General features: G+C 69.6%; 19 protein-coding genes. 8 read left to right on the forward strand and 11 right to left on the reverse strand.

The window, feature by feature from the left end:
* Nucleotides 1-93 precede the first annotated feature (93 nt).
* Nucleotides 94-327 (forward strand): DUF3073 domain-containing protein, encoded by a 234-nt coding sequence (locus tag ACTWLI_RS07510; RefSeq protein WP_082574860.1) that lies wholly within the window; start codon nt 94-96, stop codon nt 325-327.
* Nucleotides 328-520: 193 nt separating this feature from the next.
* Nucleotides 521-1,300 (forward strand): VOC family protein, encoded by a 780-nt coding sequence (locus tag ACTWLI_RS07515; RefSeq protein ID WP_445156004.1) that lies wholly within the window; start codon nt 521-523, stop codon nt 1,298-1,300.
* A gap of 146 nt (nt 1,301-1,446) precedes the next feature.
* Here ACTWLI_RS07515 and purM read toward each other — a convergent pair whose 3' ends face one another.
* From purM to ACTWLI_RS07530, 3 genes are all read right to left on the reverse strand, one after another.
* Nucleotides 1,447-2,616, reverse strand: coding sequence for a phosphoribosylformylglycinamidine cyclo-ligase (gene purM / locus ACTWLI_RS07520; protein WP_445156005.1), 1,170 nt, complete (start codon nt 2,614-2,616; stop codon nt 1,447-1,449).
* A complete protein-coding gene (purF, locus tag ACTWLI_RS07525; RefSeq protein ID WP_445156006.1) occupies nt 2,613-4,328 on the reverse strand; it encodes an amidophosphoribosyltransferase in 1,716 nt (571 codons plus the stop codon). The genes purM and purF overlap by 4 nt, the downstream gene beginning before the upstream one ends.
* 109 nt (nt 4,329-4,437) lie before the next feature.
* Nucleotides 4,438-4,764, reverse strand: a complete 327-nt coding sequence (locus ACTWLI_RS07530; protein ID WP_445156007.1) for a hypothetical protein — start codon at nt 4,762-4,764, stop codon at nt 4,438-4,440.
* Between the two features lie 203 nt (nt 4,765-4,967).
* On the opposite strand from ACTWLI_RS07530, the gene ACTWLI_RS07535 reads away from it, so the two are divergent.
* On the forward strand, nt 4,968-5,816 hold the full coding sequence (locus ACTWLI_RS07535; RefSeq protein WP_445156008.1) for a class I SAM-dependent methyltransferase: 849 nt from the start codon (nt 4,968-4,970) through the stop codon (nt 5,814-5,816).
* 188 nt (nt 5,817-6,004) lie between these two features.
* Here ACTWLI_RS07535 and ACTWLI_RS07540 read toward each other — a convergent pair whose 3' ends face one another.
* The 5 genes from ACTWLI_RS07540 to ACTWLI_RS07560 form a co-directional block, all read right to left on the reverse strand.
* Nucleotides 6,005-6,952, reverse strand: coding sequence for a type IV toxin-antitoxin system AbiEi family antitoxin domain-containing protein (locus ACTWLI_RS07540; protein ID WP_445156009.1), 948 nt, complete (start codon nt 6,950-6,952; stop codon nt 6,005-6,007).
* Nucleotides 6,953-7,357: 405 nt separating this feature from the next.
* Entirely contained in the window at nt 7,358-7,834 is a 477-nt protein-coding gene (bcp, locus tag ACTWLI_RS07545) for a thioredoxin-dependent thiol peroxidase (RefSeq protein ID WP_445156010.1), read from the reverse strand.
* Between the two features lie 252 nt (nt 7,835-8,086).
* The gene (locus ACTWLI_RS07550; RefSeq protein ID WP_445156011.1) at nt 8,087-9,295 is read right to left on the reverse strand and encodes an MFS transporter; all 1,209 of its coding nucleotides are present in this window, start codon (nt 9,293-9,295) and stop codon (nt 8,087-8,089) included.
* Nucleotides 9,292-10,152, reverse strand: a complete 861-nt coding sequence (locus tag ACTWLI_RS07555; RefSeq protein WP_445156012.1) for a hydroxypyruvate isomerase family protein — start codon at nt 10,150-10,152, stop codon at nt 9,292-9,294. The genes ACTWLI_RS07550 and ACTWLI_RS07555 overlap by 4 nt, the downstream gene beginning before the upstream one ends.
* A gap of 47 nt (nt 10,153-10,199) precedes the next feature.
* Nucleotides 10,200-10,361: a hypothetical protein gene (locus ACTWLI_RS07560; protein ID WP_445156013.1), complete on the reverse strand. Its 162-nt coding sequence runs from the start codon at nt 10,359-10,361 to the stop codon at nt 10,200-10,202.
* A 43-nt stretch (nt 10,362-10,404) separates the two neighbouring features.
* Between ACTWLI_RS07560 and ACTWLI_RS07565 the strand changes: the two genes are divergently transcribed.
* Entirely contained in the window at nt 10,405-11,388 is a 984-nt protein-coding gene (locus ACTWLI_RS07565; RefSeq protein ID WP_445156014.1) for an aldo/keto reductase, read from the forward strand.
* A gap of 1 nt (nt 11,389) precedes the next feature.
* On the opposite strand, the gene ACTWLI_RS07570 is transcribed toward ACTWLI_RS07565, so the two are convergent.
* The gene (locus ACTWLI_RS07570; protein ID WP_445156015.1) at nt 11,390-11,914 is read right to left on the reverse strand and encodes a DUF488 domain-containing protein; all 525 of its coding nucleotides are present in this window, start codon (nt 11,912-11,914) and stop codon (nt 11,390-11,392) included.
* A 160-nt stretch (nt 11,915-12,074) separates the two neighbouring features.
* Here ACTWLI_RS07570 and ACTWLI_RS07575 point away from each other — a divergent pair, with 160 nt between their 5' ends.
* Together ACTWLI_RS07575 and ACTWLI_RS07580 are read left to right on the forward strand one after the other, a co-directional pair.
* On the forward strand, nt 12,075-12,752 hold the full coding sequence (locus tag ACTWLI_RS07575) for a uracil-DNA glycosylase (protein ID WP_445156016.1): 678 nt from the start codon (nt 12,075-12,077) through the stop codon (nt 12,750-12,752).
* Nucleotides 12,753-12,851: 99 nt separating this feature from the next.
* Nucleotides 12,852-13,166, forward strand: coding sequence for a hypothetical protein (locus ACTWLI_RS07580; RefSeq protein WP_445156017.1), 315 nt, complete (start codon nt 12,852-12,854; stop codon nt 13,164-13,166).
* A gap of 106 nt (nt 13,167-13,272) precedes the next feature.
* Here ACTWLI_RS07580 and ACTWLI_RS07585 read toward each other — a convergent pair whose 3' ends face one another.
* Nucleotides 13,273-13,743 carry a hypothetical protein gene (locus tag ACTWLI_RS07585; protein ID WP_445156018.1) on the reverse strand — a complete coding sequence of 157 codons (471 nt, stop codon included), beginning with the start codon at nt 13,741-13,743 and terminating at the stop codon, nt 13,273-13,275.
* A 317-nt stretch (nt 13,744-14,060) separates the two neighbouring features.
* Nucleotides 14,061-14,897, reverse strand: a complete 837-nt coding sequence (locus tag ACTWLI_RS07590; protein WP_445156019.1) for an alpha/beta fold hydrolase — start codon at nt 14,895-14,897, stop codon at nt 14,061-14,063.
* Nucleotides 14,898-15,071: 174 nt separating this feature from the next.
* Between ACTWLI_RS07590 and ACTWLI_RS07595 the strand changes: the two genes are divergently transcribed.
* Both ACTWLI_RS07595 and ACTWLI_RS07600 read left to right on the forward strand, forming a co-directional pair.
* Nucleotides 15,072-15,233 carry a hypothetical protein gene (locus ACTWLI_RS07595; protein ID WP_200947937.1) on the forward strand — a complete coding sequence of 54 codons (162 nt, stop codon included), beginning with the start codon at nt 15,072-15,074 and terminating at the stop codon, nt 15,231-15,233.
* 227 nt (nt 15,234-15,460) lie between these two features.
* A complete protein-coding gene (locus ACTWLI_RS07600) occupies nt 15,461-16,300 on the forward strand; it encodes a GIY-YIG nuclease family protein (protein WP_445156020.1) in 840 nt (279 codons plus the stop codon).
* Nucleotides 16,301-16,329: the final 29 nt, after the last annotated feature.

Consider the following 16,329-nt stretch of genomic DNA (forward strand, 5'->3'; position numbering starts at 1 on the left):
ATCTAGGTGTACGACAAATTGACCAATCATTCCGGGGCCTCACCGACAGCCAAGGTGACCACCTCCGGTCCAAGTACAAAAGGGGGTCACGCCATGGGGCGCGGCCGTCAAAAGGCAAAAGCTACCAAGCAGGCTCGGGACATCAAGTACTACTCCCCGAACACTGACTATTCGGCCCTTCAGCGCGAGCTCACGGGCCCGGGAAGTCGTGCCTCGAACCACTTCAAGGACGAGCCGGTTGAACCGGACTATTCGGCCTATGTGGATAAGTACGCGGACGATTTGGACGATGACGACGACGAGGTAGACACCCGCCGCATCGGTTAGTCGCTCCTTCCCCGGTTTCCTGCCGCAAGGAAGCCATCCTAGTTTTTCCAGGCCCGTCGGCCGTGCCCTGTGCTGGGCGCGCCCGGCGGGCTTTTTTCTTGCGGCGATGCTCCGGGCTTGTCGGCCCGGCGGTGCCGGGCTAGGTTGATGACGCCGCCACGCCCGCGCGGCGGACGCCTGCGGAAGGAAGACCATGACCAAGCGCACCGGATTCGCCCACGGCGAGATCTGCTGGGCGGACCTGCAGACCCCGGACGTGGATGCGGCGAAAGGCTTCTACGCCGCGCTCTTCGGCTGGCGCTACGAAGACCAGCCCACCCCTGACGGCCGCAGCTACGCCATGGCATTCCTGGATCACGACCTGGTCGGCGTGATCGCCCCGCAGAACCCGCAGCAGCAGGAAGCGGGGACACCGGCCCAGTGGAACGTGTACTTCGCGGCGGACGACGCCGCGGAACTCGCCGCCGAGGTACCGCACGCCGGCGGGGCGCTGGAATTCGGTCCCGAGGCCGTGGCCGACACCGGCGTCATGGTCTTCTTTGCCCCGCCCGGCGGAGGGACGACCGGGGTCTGGCAGGCCGGCAGCCACGTCGGCACGGCACGGATGGAGGAACCCGGCGCCCTGGCGTGGGCGGAACTGCTCACGCCCGAGCCGCAGGCCGCCGTCGGGCTTTTCCAGCAGCTGTTCGGGCATGAGGTCACCGAGTACCCGCAGGACGACGGCGGCACCTACACGACGCTGATGGCGGGCGGCGCCGAGGTGGCCGGGATCGCGACGGTTCCCGCGGGGGAGGACAACCTCCAGCCGGGCTGGCAGGTCTATTTCGGAGTGCCCAGCGCCGCCGCAGCCGTGGCTGCGGCCACGGAGGCGGGCGGCGTCGTCCTGGTGGAGCCGGAGGACGTCGAGGAAGCCGGCACTATCGCGACGATCCGTGACCCGCAGGGCGGCGTCATCAGCCTGCTGGAGGTTTAGGCCGGATCAGAGTGTTCCCCGCCGAGTTGCTTGCCTCGCACGATCGGCGGGGGCACCTGCCGCCGCACGTCGCCCCGTATGCCAAGACCGCCGTTCAGAAGGGTCTGAACGGCGGTCTTGGTCCATGCGATGCGGGTGCGGGGCTCTTAGGCGTAGGCGTTGACCATCCGGACGGCGCCGCCGTCGACGCCCTTGGCGCCCTGGACGTAGTCCGGGCCGGTCCGCAGGGCCGCGTCGGAATCCTGCCCGACGGTGCCCATGATCCAGGAGGGCAGGCCGCGGGCGTTCAGGTGGGCCACCGCGGCATCGGCGGCCTCGGGGGAGACGATCGCAACCATGCCGACGCCGACGTTCAGGGTGCGCTCAAGGTCGGCCAGCGGCACGTTGCCCAGCTCGGAGACCAGCTTGAAGATGGCCGGCAGTTCCCAGCTGGCCCGGTCCACCGTGGCGAGCAGGCCCTGCGGCAGGACGCGGGCCAGGTTCGCGGCCAGCCCGCCGCCGGTGACGTGGCTGAAGCCGTGCACCGCGCGACCGCTGGCGGAGCCGTCCACCGGGAAGGTGCGGGCCAGGTCCAGGCAATCCGCGGCATACACGCGGGTCGGTTCCAGGAGCTCCTCGCCCAGCGTGCGCTCGAACTCGGAAACGTGGCGGTCCAAGGCCCAGCCGGCGTGGTTGACCACGCGGCGGACCAGCGAGTAGCCGTTGGAGTGCAGGCCGGAGGAGGCCATGCCGATCACCACGTCGCCGGCGCGGACCCGGTCCGGGCCCAGCAGCGCGTCGGCCTCGACCACGCCGGTGGCGGCACCGGCGACGTCGTACTCGTGCTCGCCCAGCAGGCCCGGGTGCTCGGCGGTTTCGCCGCCCACCAGGGCGGTCCCGGCAACCGAGCAGGCCGCGGCGATGCCGCGGACGATGTCCGCGATGCGCTCCGGAACGACCTTGCCGCAGGCGATGTAGTCGGTCATGTAGAGCGGTTCGGCGCCCACCACGACGATGTCGTCCACCACCATGCCCACCAGGTCGAACCCGATGGTGTCATGGATGTCCATGGCCTGGGCGATGGCAACCTTGGTGCCCACGCCGTCGGTGGAGGTGGCCAGCAGCGGCCGCTTGTAGGTCAGCAGCTTCGAGACGTCGTACAGCCCGGCGAAACCGCCGACGCCGCCGATCACCGAGTCGTTGTGGGTCGCCTTGACGGCGTCCTTCATGAGTTCGACGGCACGGTCGCCCGCTTCGACGTCGACGCCGGCGGAGGCGTAGGTGATGCCGGTGTTTCCGGCGTCGTTCGTGTCAGCGGCCGGGGAGGCGGAAGTCATACTGGCTCTTTCTTGTCGGCATCAGGCTTGTCGGCGGGTACGCGGTCGGCGTCGGTGAGCAGTTCTTCGAATTCGGCATCGGGGCCCGGATCGCAGCCGGTGGCGCCGGCCTTTTCCGCAGGATCCGCGTCGGCCGGGATGGCGGCGGTGGCGTCAGCGGTCGCGGCGTCGGCCGTGGCCCCGGAGGTGGCGCCCGGGGACCCCGGGGTGGCGGCCATGGCGGGGAGGCCGGCCGGCTTACCGCCCAGGTCCGTGCGCTCGAGCAGGTTCTTGCCGAGCTTGTCGGCGCCCGGGAGTTCGATCGGGTACTTGCCGGTGAAGCACGCGGTGCAGAGGCGTTCGCGCGGCTGCCGGGTGGCGCCGATCATGCCGTCCTCGGAGATGTAGGCCAGCGAGTCCGCGCCGATGGCCTGGGAGATTTCCTCGATGGTGGCGCCGTTGGCGATCAGTTCCGCGCGGGAGGCGAAGTCGATGCCGTAGAAGCACGGCCACTTGACCGGCGGGGAGGAGATCTTCACGTGCACGGCGGCGGCGCCGGCTTCCCGGAGCATCCGGACGATCGCGCGCTGGGTGTTGCCGCGGACGATCGAGTCATCGACCACCACCACGCGCTTGCCGCGGATCACGGATTCCAGGGCGTTGAGCTTGAGCCGGATGCCGAGCTGGCGCAGCGTCTGCGAGGGCTGGATGAAGGTGCGGCCCACGTAGGCGTTCTTGACGAAGCCGTGCGCGAACGGAATGCCGGACTCCTCGGCGTAGCCGACGGCGGCGGGGGTGCCGGATTCCGGCACCGGGATAACAATGTCCGCTTCCTGGGTGTTTTCGCGGGCCAGTTGGCGGCCCATCTCCACGCGGGATTCGTAGACGGAGCGGCCGGCGATCGCGGCGTCCGGGCGGGCGAGGTAGACGTACTCGAAGACGCAGCCGGCCGGCGTCGGCTCGGCGAACCGCTGCGACCGGACGCCCTGTTCGTCGATGGCGATGAACTCGCCGGGCTCGATCTCGCGGATGAAGCTCGCGCCGACGGTGGCGAGGGCCGACTGCTCGGACGCGACCACCCAGCCGCGCTCCAGCCGGCCGAGGACCAGCGGGCGGATGCCGTAGGTGTCGCGGGCGGCGTAGAGGGTGCCTTCATCCATGAAGACGAAGCAGAAGCCGCCCTTGATCATCGGCAGCAGGTCCAGGGCGGTCTGTTCGAGGGACTTGCCGTCCTCGCCCTGCAGCAGGGCCGTGACCAGGGCGGTGTCGGAGGTGTTGCCCTGCTTCATCTCGCCGGTGAGCTGGCCGCCGTTGCGTTCCACGATCATGGCCTTGAGCTCGGCGGTGTTGGTCAGGTTGCCGTTGTGCGCCAGGGCGACAGTACCGGTGGCCGTGGCGCCGAGGGTGGGCTGGGCGTTGGCCCAGTGGCTGGCGCCGGTGGTCGAGTAGCGGCAATGCCCGACGGCGAGGTGGCCGGTCAGGGTATTCAGCGTGGTCTCGTCGAAGACCTGGGAGACCAGGCCCATGTCTTTGTAGACGTTGATCCGCTTGCCGTCGCTGGTCGCGATGCCGGCCGACTCCTGGCCGCGGTGCTGCAGCGCGTACAGCCCGTAATAGGTGAGTTTTGCTACCTCTTCGCCGGGAGCCCAGACGCCGAAGACGCCACATGCGTCCTGCGGGCCTTTTTCGCCAGAGAGAAGGTCATGAGAAAGTTTTCCATCGCCGCGTGCCACTGGTCGATTATCTCACGCCGGACGCCGGGCCCCTCCCCGGGCGCCGGTTTATGACCTGGGCCGGGTCCGTGGTCCTTCGCCCGCCCGGGTCTTGCCGCGCGCCGGCTGGCTAGGGGCGGTCCTCGTCGTCGGTGTCGGGCACGGAGTCCGGGACGGATTCGACGACGGCGCGCTCGGCCCGGCGGACGCTCAGCCGGTCCAGCACCAGGGCGACGACGGCGCCCAGGACCGCACCGCCGCCGATGCAGAAGGTCAGGAAGAAACCGAAGACGGAGTTGGCGTCGAAGCCCTCCCCGGCCGGGAACCCGTACGCGATGATGGCGGCCACCACGACGCCCAGCAGGCCGCCCGCGATCAGGAACGGCACGAACTTCGGGGCGCGGCGGACGGTAACGGCGCGGCGCTCGGGGGCGGCGGGGATGTCTTCAGAAGCCATGGCGTTAAGCCTACTGCCCGTGGGCGACGCCGTTTCCGCGCCCGTTCCGGTTTTGGGCGCCGGTTCCGGACTGCCGCTGCCCGGGCCCGGGGCGCGGCCGTCCGGAACAGGCGCGGAGATCCGGAAGCCTAGCGGGAACAGCCGACGGCGGGGCACACTAGTGCGTGGGGGAGGGTGCGGTCCGGACTTGTGAAGGACGCACCATGGCAGTTGCAGCGGACAGCATCCGTGACCGGCAGCGCATCATCTGGGACCAGTTCGCGGCCGGCTGGAAGAAGTGGGACGCGGAGCTGCTCGGCTGGCACGGGCCCTTCGGCGACGCACTCCTCCAGGACGCCCGGTTACGGCCGGATTCGGCCGTCCTCGACGTCGCTGCCGGCACCGGAGAGCCGGGGCTGACCGCGGCCCACCTGGTACCCCGCGGCCAGGTGGTGCTCGCCGACATCTCCGCCGGGATGCTGCACGTCGCCGAGGAGAAAGCCGACGTCCGCGGACTGGCCAACGTCAGCTTCACCGTCTGCGACGCCGCGGAACTGCCGTTCAAGGACGGGACGTTCGACGCCGTGCTCTGCCGCTTCGGCTTCATGTTCTTCCCGCAGATGCGGGCCGCCCTGAAGGAGATGGTCCGGACGGCCAGGCCCGGAGCGCGGATCACGGCCGCGGTCTGGGGGCGGGCGGCCGAGAATCCGTGGGCCAGCCTCATCCTGGGCACGCTCGCGCATCACACGGAGCTGCCCCGTCCGCCCGCGGAAATGCCCGGGCTCTTCCGTTGCTCAGCATCCGGCTTCATGGCCCGGCTGTACCGGGACGCCGGTCTGGTGCGGGTGGGCGAGCGCACGGTCAGCACCGACCTGGTCCACGAATCGCCGGAGAGCTACTGGCAGTTCATGACGGATATCGCCGCCACCGTGGCCATGGGCCTGGCAAAGGCCGGCCCGGAAGCGAAGACGCTGATCCGCTCGGACGTGTTCCAAATGCTGGGCCGCTACGAGCACCAGGGTGCACTGAGGCTCCGGTCGACGGCCACGGTCGTGACCGGCATCCGGCCATAGCCTGTTTACGGCTGTTTCCGCGGTGTTTGGGGACCGGCATCCGGCCATAGCCCGATCCCGGCGGTCTCCGCGGCGCTTACGGACTGGCGCACCCCGGGCCGTTTTTCGCGGCGGTTACGGACTGGCGCACCCCGGGCCCGGCTGGCGGTGGTCCGGAACCGGTGCGGAAATCCAGAAGCCGCGCCTCGCTAGGGACGGCACGCAGGGCGGACCAGCCGAGGCACGCGCTCCGCCGTGAGGAAGGCTTCGAATCGCGCCGGCCCGGAAATCTCCGTCCAGGTCCAGCGGACGACCCGTCTCCCGGTCGCCCGGATCCGGTCCTCGCGCAGCTTCTCCTCGACGACGACCTGGGACGGGGTCCGCCCTCGAAGGTATTCGGGCTTTTGGTACTTAACCAGGCCGTCGAATTCACCGCACAGTCGTTCGTCCGGCCACTCAAAATCGGTGAAACCTACACGCCCGCGGGCGTCACACACCTCTGCCTGCAGGGTGGCAGGTTTGAATCCCAGCCGGTGCATCAGCGCGCGGCTGACCGACTCGCCCGGCGACTCCGATGCTGGGTCCGCGAAATCGATCGCCGTCCGGATCCTGCGCGCCGCGGCCGCGCTGTAGTTGTCCCCGACGCCGGCGTGGAGCTCCGGTCTGCTCAGGGCGGGCAGCCCCGGTCGGGGACACAGCACGTGGTCGAGCGCCGCAATTGCCTGCTCGAAGGATTCGTAGGCTGCGAGATCCAGGACCGTGCGCAGCCGGGAGGTGACCAGCAGCCCCCGTCGCTCCTCGATCTCCAGCGACCGCGGATCGACGTAATGCCTCACGACGCCTGCCCCGGACCGGCCCCCGCCGTCGTCCGTAGTGCAGGCATGGACCAGTTGCGGGCGGCCCAGCACCGGCAGATCCCACAGGGCGGCGGAGGACTTCCTGCAGAATACGGTCCGGCTGTGCAGCGTCGACGCCGCAGCCTGAACCAGGACCGGGTACCTGGCCCAGTTCGGTAGCCGGTCCCAGTCCGACGACTGGACGTAGACGCCCCGCCGGATGCGCCGCAGTTCCCCTGCCGCGGCGCGTCTGGACAACGCGCGGGTATCCCGGCCGAGCCGTGCCGAGTCGCTGCTGAGAATGAACGCGGGAATCTCCATCTCCCGATGCTCATCCGTCGGTCGGCGCGCCGCAACGGGGGCGCCGTCGGATGTGGAAAAGCGGGCGGTACGGATTTCCGCTGGCGTTTCGGACCAGCGCACCCCGGGCCCGGCCTGCGCCAGTCCGAAACCGGCGCGGGAATCCAGACCCGGGGCGTGGGCTTTGAACCGGCGCGGGAACCCGGCCGCGGCGCCGGAATCCGGAACAGGCACGGCCGTTTTGTCGAGGCCGGGGCGGACACTTTGAGGCCGGCGCGGGATGGGATGCGCCCCTGTTCCGGATTTCCGCTGGCGTTGCGGACGAGCGCACCCCGGGCCCGGTGCGCGCCGGTCCGGAACCGGCGCGAAAATCCGTTGCCGGCGCGGTCGTCTGGAACCGCCGCGGGGCCCGGGGGAGCGGCGGCCTTAGATGCCCAGCTCGTCCTTCAGGGCGGCGACGTGGCCCTCGGCCTTGACCTGGTACTGCGCGAGCTTGACCTTGCCTTCGGGGTCGAGGACCACGGTGGAGCGGACGATGCCCTCGGTGACCTCGCCGCGGACCAGCTTCTCGCCCCAGGCGCCGTAGGCCAGTGCGACGGCGTGGTCCTCGTCGGCGAGCAGCGGGAAGGTCAGGGCGTAGTCGCCGGTGAAGTGTGCCAGGGCTTCGGGTCCGTCGGGGGAGATGCCCAGCACCTCGTAGCCGGAGCCCTGCAGGGAGGCGAGGCTGTCGCGGAAGTCGCAGGCCTCGGTGGTGCAGCCCGGGGTGGCCGCCTTGGGATAGAAGTACACGATGACGTTCTTGCCGCGGTAGTCGGCCAGCGCTACGGGCTTGCCTTCGGCGTCGGGCAACGTGAAATCGGGTGCCGGGGTGCCGGGCTGGAGCTTGACGAGATTCTGGCTCATGGGAAGTCCTTCGGGAGACGGGGAATGGAATCTGTGGTGCACAACACTGGTCGCTGAGTCACTATTCCGCGCGCCCGGGACCGCGCCCGGCTCGGGGCAGGCCCGCGCGCCCGGAACCGCGCCCGGCTCGGGGCAGGCCCGCCCTGCCCGGGACCGCGCCCGGCCCGATCCTGGGTAGGCCCGCCCTGCCCAGGACCGCGCCCGCCGGGCCCGCCCTCCCCGGGACCGCGCCCGCCCCAGGGCAGGCCCGCGTCAGGCCGGGCCGCTGATGACCCGGTCGCGACCGGCCAGCAGCCCCACCAGCGACATGACGAACATGATGCCCGCTGTCACCAGGAGCGGCACCGTCCAGCCGTGGGTGAGGTCGCGGAGGGCGCCGAACAGGACCGGCCCCGCCGCGCTGAGCCCATAGCCGACCGATTGCGCCATACCGGACAGCGACGCAGCCTGCGGGTGATTCAACGTCCGCAGGCTGAACAGGGACAGGGCGATGACGATCAGGCTCCCGCAGCCCATGGCCCCCAGGACGATCCACAGCAACACAAGCTCCGGCGCCAGGGTCAGCCCCAGGAACGTCGCCACCGTGAGCGCGCCGCTGGTGAACGCCACCAGCCGCTGGTCGCGCCCGCGGTGCAGGATTCCGCCGGCGGCAAGGCTGGCGAACACGCTGATCAGCAGGAAGACGGAGAGATGGACCCCGGCGGTGGTAGCCGGGACGCCGCGGCTTTGCTCGATGGTGGGCAGCCACGCCATCAGGACGTAGAACGCGATCGACTGCAGCCCCATGAAAATCGTCACCTGCCAGCCCAGCGCGGATGTCCAGGGCGAGCGGTAGGCGGCCTTCGGCGCGGCCGCGTGAGCGGTGCCGGACCGGTGGCGGCGGAGCCAGGGCAGGAGGACCGCCATGGCGATGAGCGCCAGCCCCGCCCAGATCCCGAGGGCCAGCCGCCAGCCCGCGGGCGAGGTTTGCGCCACGGGAACGACGACGGCGGCGCCCACTGCGGCGAACGCTGCCTGGGCGGCGGTGTAGCCCCCGGTGACCTGGCTGACCCGCAGCGGGAAGTCTCGCTTCACGAGCGACGGGATCAGGACGTTGAGGAAGGCGATGGCCAGCCCGATCAGGGCGGTGCCGGCCCAGATGACCCCGGGCAGTGCAAGGGAGCGCAGCACGATGCCTGTGGCCAGGATCAGCAGGGAGGTCCAGAGTGCCCGGTCCAGGCCCACCCTGGACGCGAAACCGGGTGCCAGCGGGGAGAAGAGGGCGAAAGCTATGAGCGGAAGGCCGGTGAGGAACCCGGCGGCGGCACTCGAAAGGCCCAGATCGCTGCTGATGTTCCCGAGCACGGGTCCGACGCTGACAAAGGACACCCGGAGGTTCACGGCGATGAGCAGCACGCCGATGAAGGCGATGCCGAATCTGGTGGTGCGGTCGGCCGCAGTCCGGGTGGCGGTGGGCGTCATGGCATCTCCGTCGACCCGGGAGTGACCTGCGCGGCCGGGGCCGCCGGTTCGGGCACCCGGGTCCGGCCGGTCGCGGCCCGCAGCCAGTCGAACGCCGTCGCCGTCGTCGCCTTGTACTCCAAGCCGACGCGGCCCGCGTAGCCGAGTTCCCTGCTCCGGGATATCCAGCGCTGCAGCGGCAGGGTCCCGGTTCCGGGGGCTCCGCGACCGGGGCTGTCGGCGATCTGGACGTGGCCGAAGCCCGCGGCGTGGGCCTCGATGACGGCGTCGACGTCGTCCCCGTTGACCGACAGGTGGTAGAAATCGGCCAGCAGCCGGAGGTTGTCCGCGGCGGTCTCCTCCTTGACCCGGGCAAGGACGCGCAGGGCATCCCCGGCCGTGCGCAGCGGGTAGCTTGGTGCGCCGCTGACCGGTTCGAGCAGGACGGTCCCGCCGATCCGGCCTACGGCCTGGGCTGCGGCGGCGAGGTTGCGGACGGCCAGCTCGTCGTGGGCCTCCGGGCTGTGCCCGTCCTGACGGTTGCCGTAGAGGGCGTTGAACATGGTGCAGCCCAGCCGTTCGCCGATGCCGGCCACGACGTCGATGTTGTCCCGGAATTCAGCCTCCCGGCCGGGCCAGGACACCAGGCCGCGCTCGCCGGAGGGCATGTCCCCGGCGTTGAAGTTCAGTCCGGTGAGACGGACGCCCGCGTCCGTGATCGCACGCTCAAAGCGGTCCACCTCGGCGTCGCCGGGGACCGAGTCGGCGAAGGGCCACCAGAACTCGACGGCGTCGAACCCGGCGGCCTTCACCGCCGCCGGCCGGGCCAGCAGCGGGAGGTCCTCCAGCATGATCGAGCAGTTGACGGAGTAGGTCACGGTGGATTTCCTTCCGGTGCGGGCGGGAGCGGGCGGTGCTGGCGGGCCTACCTTTTGCGCGGGTCCTTGCGGGCCGCGAGTCCCACCAGCGCGCCGACGCCGAGGCCGATCAGCAGCCCGGTGAACGGCTTGTCGGCGGTGGCCACGCCGACGGCAAAGCCGATGGCGGCACCGACCAGCATTCCGATCCACAGCGACTCGTACTTCACAGGCTCAGGCTAGCAAGTCCGTCCCCCGGCCTATAGTCGGATGATGGAACAACGAATCTTGGGCAAAACCGGCCGGCACGTCTCGATCGTGGGACTGGGGACCTGGCAACTCGGAGCGGACTGGGGCAACGTGGACCCGGCGCAGGCGCGGGCCGTGCTGGACGCCTCCGCGGAAGCCGGCGTCACCTTCTTCGACACCGCGGACGTGTACGGCGACGGCCGCAGCGAGCAGGCTATCGGCGCGTTCCTGGCGGACAACCCGGGCCTGGACATCACGGTGGCCACCAAGATGGGCCGCCGGATGGAGCAGCGTCCGGAGAATTACAACCTTGCCAACTTCCGCGAATGGACGGACCGGTCCCGGCGGAACCTCGGCGTCGAGCAGCTCGACCTGGTCCAGCTGCACTGCCCGCCCACTGCCGTCTACAGCAACGCCGAGGTCTACGACGCGCTGGACACCCTGGTGGCCGAGGGCGCCATCCGGAACTACGGCGTCAGCGTGGAGCGGACCGATGAAGCCCTCGAAGCCATCCGCCATGACGGCACGGCGACGGTGCAGATCATCTTCAACGCCTTCCGCCTCAAGCCCCTGGACGAGGTGCTGCCCGCCGCCCAGGCCGCCGGCGTCGGCATCATCGCCCGCGTCCCGCTCGCGTCCGGCCTGCTCTCGGGCAAGTACACCGCGGAGACGACCTTCGCCGAGGATGACCACCGCAACTACAACCGCGCCGGGGCTGCGTTCGACGTCGGGGAGACCTTCTCCGGCGTCGACTTCGAGCAGGGGCTGAAAGCGGTGGCCGAGTTCGGCGAGCTGGTGCCCGACGGCGTCAGCACCGCCCAGGCGGCGATCGCCTGGATCGCGGCGCAGGAGGGGGTCAGTACCGTGATTCCCGGCGCCCGGAGTGTCGAGCAGGCCCGCGCCAACGCGGAGGCGGCGTCGGTCAGCGGCATCGATTCAACGTTCGACGTCGGCGTGCACGAAATCTACGACCGCTACTTCCGGGCGACGATCCACCCGCGCTGGTAGCTCACTCCGGCGGGTACCAGACCCGCCGGCCGTCGACGCGGGCGAAGGAGGTCAGGGTGTGTTCCTTGGCCGACGTCGCCGACATGATGTCCAGCACCCTGACGCCCCGGACCAGGAGCGCGTCGCCGATCAGGGAGCGGTGGCAGCGCCAGGGGACGGCCTCGGCGCACATGATGGCGGCGTCGCTGTGCCGTCCGCGGTCCGCCAGCTGGTCGACGGCGGCGGCGAATTCCTCGGTCTGCATGTAGTCCGCGTAGCCCCGGAATGACGCGTTCCGCCAGGCGCCGTTGGGGCTGTCCTTGGTGGTGTGCCGCAGCCCGCCCAGGGCGGCCATCCGCCGGTAGGTGATTCCGCTGGCGCGCACGCTCGCCGCGAGCAGGTCCGTGTTGAACTGCGGATTGTGCCGGGACTTGGGGACGGTGCGCACGTCGATCAGCTTCTTGATGCCGTGCGCCTGGAGGATGCCGATGAACTCCTCGATGGGATGCGTCGAGTGGCCCACGGTGAAGATCGTCGTCGCCGTCATGCCCTCCATGCTAGGGCGACGGGTGCCGCGCGTGCGCCCGGGCGGGCGCCCGGGAGGGCACACCCGGGTGGCGTCCGGAGGGGTGCCGGTTCCGTTCCGGAGCGGCGGCCGGCCCCGGTGAGGTAACGCTGCCCGGGCGCCGGGCTACGCTGGGAAACCTATGAGTTCCCAACCGGACGGGCGCCGCATGATTTCATCCTCCATCGTGGATTTTGTGGACCGGCTGGCGTCCGTGCAGACCGGGCCCGGGTGCACCAACTTCTTCGACCACTCGGTCCCGACGAACGCGCTGCGCCGGCAGAATCTGGCCCTCTACCTGCAGGAGGTGCGCGAGCGGTCCCCGAAGATCCTGTTGCTGGGCGAAGCCCCGGGGTTTCGCGGCATGCGGATCACCGGGGTCCCCTTCACCAACCGGACCATCCTGGAGGGTCCTCCCAACGCTTTTGGCCTGTTCGGGCCGGGCAAGGGATACGTGCTCCCGCCGGAAGCTGCCGGTATTGCGGCCGAGCCGACGGCCACGGTGATGTGGGAGGTGCTGGCCGAGGTCGGGGTGCTGCCGCTGCTCTGGAGCGCCTGCCCCTGGCACACCCACGTGCCCGGCAAGCCGTTGTCCAACCGCACTCCCACCGCGGCCGACGCGGCGCTGGGCACCCCGTTCTGGCAGGCGCTCGCCGCGGAGTTCGGGATTGAGACGGTCGTGGCGGTCGGGAACGTCGCCGACCGCAGCCTGCGGCGCAACGGCGTGTCCGCGGTCAAGATCCGGCATCCGGCCCACGGCGGCAGGTCGGGGTTCAAGCGCGGGCTGGAGGAGCTGGTCGCGTCCGGCGCTGCGGGGTAGCCGGCGCGACGGAGCCGCGGATGCCCGCCAGCCCGCCAGCGCGCCAGTGTGCGGGGGAGTTAGGGTGGAGGAACCTGACCCCGGACGGAAGGCAGTGCCATGAGTGACCCGAATGATCCCAGCGCCGATCCCGCCGGACTGCGCGGCCCCGGCGACCCGGAAGCCACGAAGGACCGCCAGCAGCAGGCAGAGCGCGACGCCGCGGTGGACATCGGCGAAGCGGGCGGCGCCGATGAGGCCCGGACCCCGCACCCGGAACCGGCGCAGGCGGCCAACATCCGTGAGGAACAGCTGACCCAGGCCGCCGGGACGGTGCCCGCTGCCTATGTCGGGTCCGGCGACGCGGCCGGCGACGCTTCCGAGACCAAGCCGGAGGACGCCGTCGACGGCGGCGGCTGGGACGACGAGATGTAGCCGTCCGCGCCGCGCCCGGACGCAGGAAAGCCAGGGGGTTCGCCCCTGGCTTTTTTGTTGCGGCGGCAGCGCCCTGGATGCCGGACGGCCGACGCGGTAGTGAAGGTCAGCGACGGAGGGTTGCCACGTCACTCATGTCCCAGCGGGTCCAGTCGGACCAGTGGTTGCCGACGCGGACCCGGAACGACACGAGCTGGTAGACCTTCTCGTCGCCGCGGTGGTTCGGTACCCAGTCGTAGCTGTGGATAGTGACGTCGTCGTGCCGGTAGAAGTACTTCGAGAACGTGGACCTGCCGAGGAAGTCATCGTTCCGGCCGCGGTTGTCCTCGTAGCGCAGCTGGCGGATCTGCACGGTCCGGTGGTCCCGGCAGTCGACCTCGATGCGGAAATCGACCCAGTGGCTGCGTTCGGTCGGCTTGAGCGGGTCCACGGTGCAGCCGTAGACGGACCGGGAAGCTTCGGCCGGGGCGGCCAGGGCGACGGGACCGCCGATCAGCCCCAGGGTGACGGCTGAGACGAGGGCAAACTTCCCCGAGCGGCGGCGGGCCTTGCTTGGTGTGGTGGTTGGGATGGACATGTGGTGCTCCTGCAATGAGGATGCGGTTCAAATGGGTCAGGCGGCGGGTGCCGGCCACGACGGCGCCGCGGGGCACTGCCACCCAGTTGCGGTTAGCTCACCCGTGCTACAGCGGGTGCCGGCCCCGTCCGGGGGATTGGTTCGTTGGCGGGCCGGTCCCTTAATCGTGCGCCTGACGGGGCTCCCGCGCCAGTGCCGGGCGGCGCTTTCGGAAATCCGCGGCCTTAACGGACAGGCGCACCCCGGGCCCGGGGTGCGCCTGTCCGAAGCCGGCGCGAAAATCCGCAAGCGGCGCGAAGATCCGCAACCGGCAGGACCTACTTCGCGAGGAAGCCCAGCAGCGCCTCGTTGACCTCGGCCGCGTGGGTCCAGAGCATGCCGTGCGGGGCGCCGTCGATCTCCACGTACTCCGCGCTGGGCAGGGCCTTCGCGAAGCGCCGGCCGGTGACGTCGATCGGCAGGATCTGGTCCGCAGTGCCGTGGACGATCAGGGCCGGGACGTCGATCTTGGGAATGTCGCCGCGGAAGTCGGTGAGCCAGGTGGGCTGGGCGGCGGCCGACGCCGTCGGGCCGCCCGCAGTGGCAAGGTTCCAGCCGGCCCGCATGACTTCCTCGCTCAGCCGCGGCGTGCCCAGGAAGGTCTCGCTGTTGTAGAAGTTCTTGAAGAACTCGGTGAAGAAGGCGTAGCGGTCGGCCGTGACCGCCTCCATCAGGCCGTCGAACACGGACTGCGGGACGCCGTCGGGGTTGTCCTCGGTCTGCAGCACGTAGGGCTCCAGCGAGCCGAGGAACGCGGCCTTCGCCACCCGCGCCGAGCCGTAGGTGCCCAGGTAGCGGCCCACTTCGCCGGTGCCCATCGAGAAGCCGACCAGGACGGCGTCGTTCAGGTCCAGGGTGGTCATGACGGTGTCGAGGTCGGCGGCAAACGTGTCATAGTCGTAGCCGTCGGTGGGCTTGCTGGACTTGCCGAAGCCGCGCCGGTCGTAGGTGATGACCCGGAAGCCGGCGCCCAGCAGGGCCGTGGTCTGCTTCTCCCAGGACGAGCCGTCCAGCGGGTAGCCGTGGATCAGGACGACCGGCTGGCCGCTGCCGTGGTCCTCGTAGTAGAGCTCGACGTCGGTGCTGTTCTCGGTTCCTACCTTGGTGTAAGCCATGAAGCGATCCTCTCGGTCTGAAGTCGGTGCGTGCGTCCCTGCGACGGTCCCCACTGTGGGGAGTAACGCCCGCAGGCGTCAGGGTGTTCCACCAAGTTGCGGAAAATACCCCTGGGGGTATATCGTTGGTTGCAGACCACCAAGGTCACCGACCTACCCCGAGGGAGACACCAGATGTGCCGTCAGGTTGCATGCAAGAAGTGCGGTAAGACCACCTGGGCCGGCTGCGGCCAGCACGTGGACCAGGTCATGCGCGGCGTCAAGGCCGCCGACCGCTGCAAGGGCCACGCCGACGAGCCCAAGACCGGCTTCTTCGCCAAGCTCTTCGGCCGCTAGGCACCGCCCGCACCAAGGTTATCCGTCCAAAGGGGCGGCGGGATCACTCCCGCCGCCCCTTTGCGTGCGCTGCGGGGTGCGTCCGGCCGGCACCTAGGCCGACGGCGACGGCGGCGGCGCGTGCCGCCGTCGCCTCCCGTGATGGCGCCGAACACTGCGTCCGCGGACGTAAGCTGAACAGCGAAGTTCGTGGCAGCGGACGACGTTCGTGATGATTGGGGTAATGCATGTACGGCGATGTGCTTGGCGAGCTGAGACTAGGGCACTTGTTCCAAGCAGCGGGGCTGGCCCCGGATGACGTTGTCGTCATTCGGCACACGCTCAACTCCGACGGCTTGGTCAGCCAGAGCGAGGCCGAGGGGCCGAAGCTGCTGACTTATACGCGTGAGCAGGGACTACGGAATAAGCTCGGGCAGTCGCCTCCAAGGCTGTGGCTTAATTTCCTTGCGACCACCGGGCGCCGTGCGCGGTTCCTGACCGCTTACGAGAACCACGGAGAGGTGCCGGCTGAACGCACTGACGTGCATCGCTATTTTGACCTGCGACCTTCTTCTGTGTTTTCCGCACATGCACAACGACTTGTCATCGAATGGACGGCCGATACAGTCAACTGGGCTAAGGCCGGAAAGCATGCCCTCACCATGCCTGTGGTCGAAATCGCAGATCCGAAGACCGAACCATTTCCTGGGTTCGACTCACTCCTGGTCAGCTTTAGCGAGCTTCTGGCCGTCATGGATGATGACCGATACCGCCAATGGCGGACGGCACTGAGTTCGGTGCAGGGGATTTATCTCATCGCCGATACGAAAACCGGCAAACTCTATGTGGGTAAAGCTGACGGGGCGGAGCGCTTCCTAGGTCGTTGGAGCGCATATGCCCGAAATGGGCATGGCGGCAACGTCGCCCTCCGCGAACTGGACGGCGTGGACATGACGCATCGGCACCACTTTCAGTTCAGCATCCTGCAGGTATTCTCGCCCAGTGCTCCCGCTGCGCAGGTAGACGCTGCCGAAATTCACTTTAAGAAGGCTCTGCTTACGCGACAGTTCGGCCTTAACAGAAACTAGGCCGGTCGGGAACACCTGCTTTGCGCTAC

The organism is Arthrobacter sp. Hor0625, assembly GCF_052567525.1.

What these genes read in the sequence shown, in the direction of transcription:
- ACTWLI_RS07510 (WP_082574860.1), top strand. Translation starts at nt 94, where the DNA reads ATGGGGCGCGGCCGTCAAAAGGCAAAAGCTACCAAGCAGGCTCGGGAC.
- ACTWLI_RS07515 (WP_445156004.1), top strand. Translation starts at nt 521, where the DNA reads ATGACCAAGCGCACCGGATTCGCCCACGGCGAGATCTGCTGGGCGGAC.
- purM (WP_445156005.1), bottom strand. Translation starts at nt 2,616, where the DNA reads ATGACTTCCGCCTCCCCGGCCGCTGACACGAACGACGCCGGAAACACC.
- ACTWLI_RS07530 (WP_445156007.1), bottom strand. Translation starts at nt 4,764, where the DNA reads ATGGCTTCTGAAGACATCCCCGCCGCCCCCGAGCGCCGCGCCGTTACC.
- ACTWLI_RS07535 (WP_445156008.1), top strand. Translation starts at nt 4,968, where the DNA reads ATGGCAGTTGCAGCGGACAGCATCCGTGACCGGCAGCGCATCATCTGG.
- ACTWLI_RS07540 (WP_445156009.1), bottom strand. Translation starts at nt 6,952, where the DNA reads ATGGAGATTCCCGCGTTCATTCTCAGCAGCGACTCGGCACGGCTCGGC.
- bcp (WP_445156010.1), bottom strand. Translation starts at nt 7,834, where the DNA reads ATGAGCCAGAATCTCGTCAAGCTCCAGCCCGGCACCCCGGCACCCGAT.
- ACTWLI_RS07550 (WP_445156011.1), bottom strand. Translation starts at nt 9,295, where the DNA reads ATGACGCCCACCGCCACCCGGACTGCGGCCGACCGCACCACCAGATTC.
- ACTWLI_RS07565 (WP_445156014.1), top strand. Translation starts at nt 10,405, where the DNA reads ATGGAACAACGAATCTTGGGCAAAACCGGCCGGCACGTCTCGATCGTG.
- ACTWLI_RS07570 (WP_445156015.1), bottom strand. Translation starts at nt 11,914, where the DNA reads ATGACGGCGACGACGATCTTCACCGTGGGCCACTCGACGCATCCCATC.
- ACTWLI_RS07575 (WP_445156016.1), top strand. Translation starts at nt 12,075, where the DNA reads ATGAGTTCCCAACCGGACGGGCGCCGCATGATTTCATCCTCCATCGTG.
- ACTWLI_RS07580 (WP_445156017.1), top strand. Translation starts at nt 12,852, where the DNA reads ATGAGTGACCCGAATGATCCCAGCGCCGATCCCGCCGGACTGCGCGGC.
- ACTWLI_RS07585 (WP_445156018.1), bottom strand. Translation starts at nt 13,743, where the DNA reads ATGTCCATCCCAACCACCACACCAAGCAAGGCCCGCCGCCGCTCGGGG.
- ACTWLI_RS07590 (WP_445156019.1), bottom strand. Translation starts at nt 14,897, where the DNA reads ATGGCTTACACCAAGGTAGGAACCGAGAACAGCACCGACGTCGAGCTC.
- ACTWLI_RS07595 (WP_200947937.1), top strand. Translation starts at nt 15,072, where the DNA reads ATGTGCCGTCAGGTTGCATGCAAGAAGTGCGGTAAGACCACCTGGGCC.
- ACTWLI_RS07600 (WP_445156020.1), top strand. Translation starts at nt 15,461, where the DNA reads ATGTACGGCGATGTGCTTGGCGAGCTGAGACTAGGGCACTTGTTCCAA.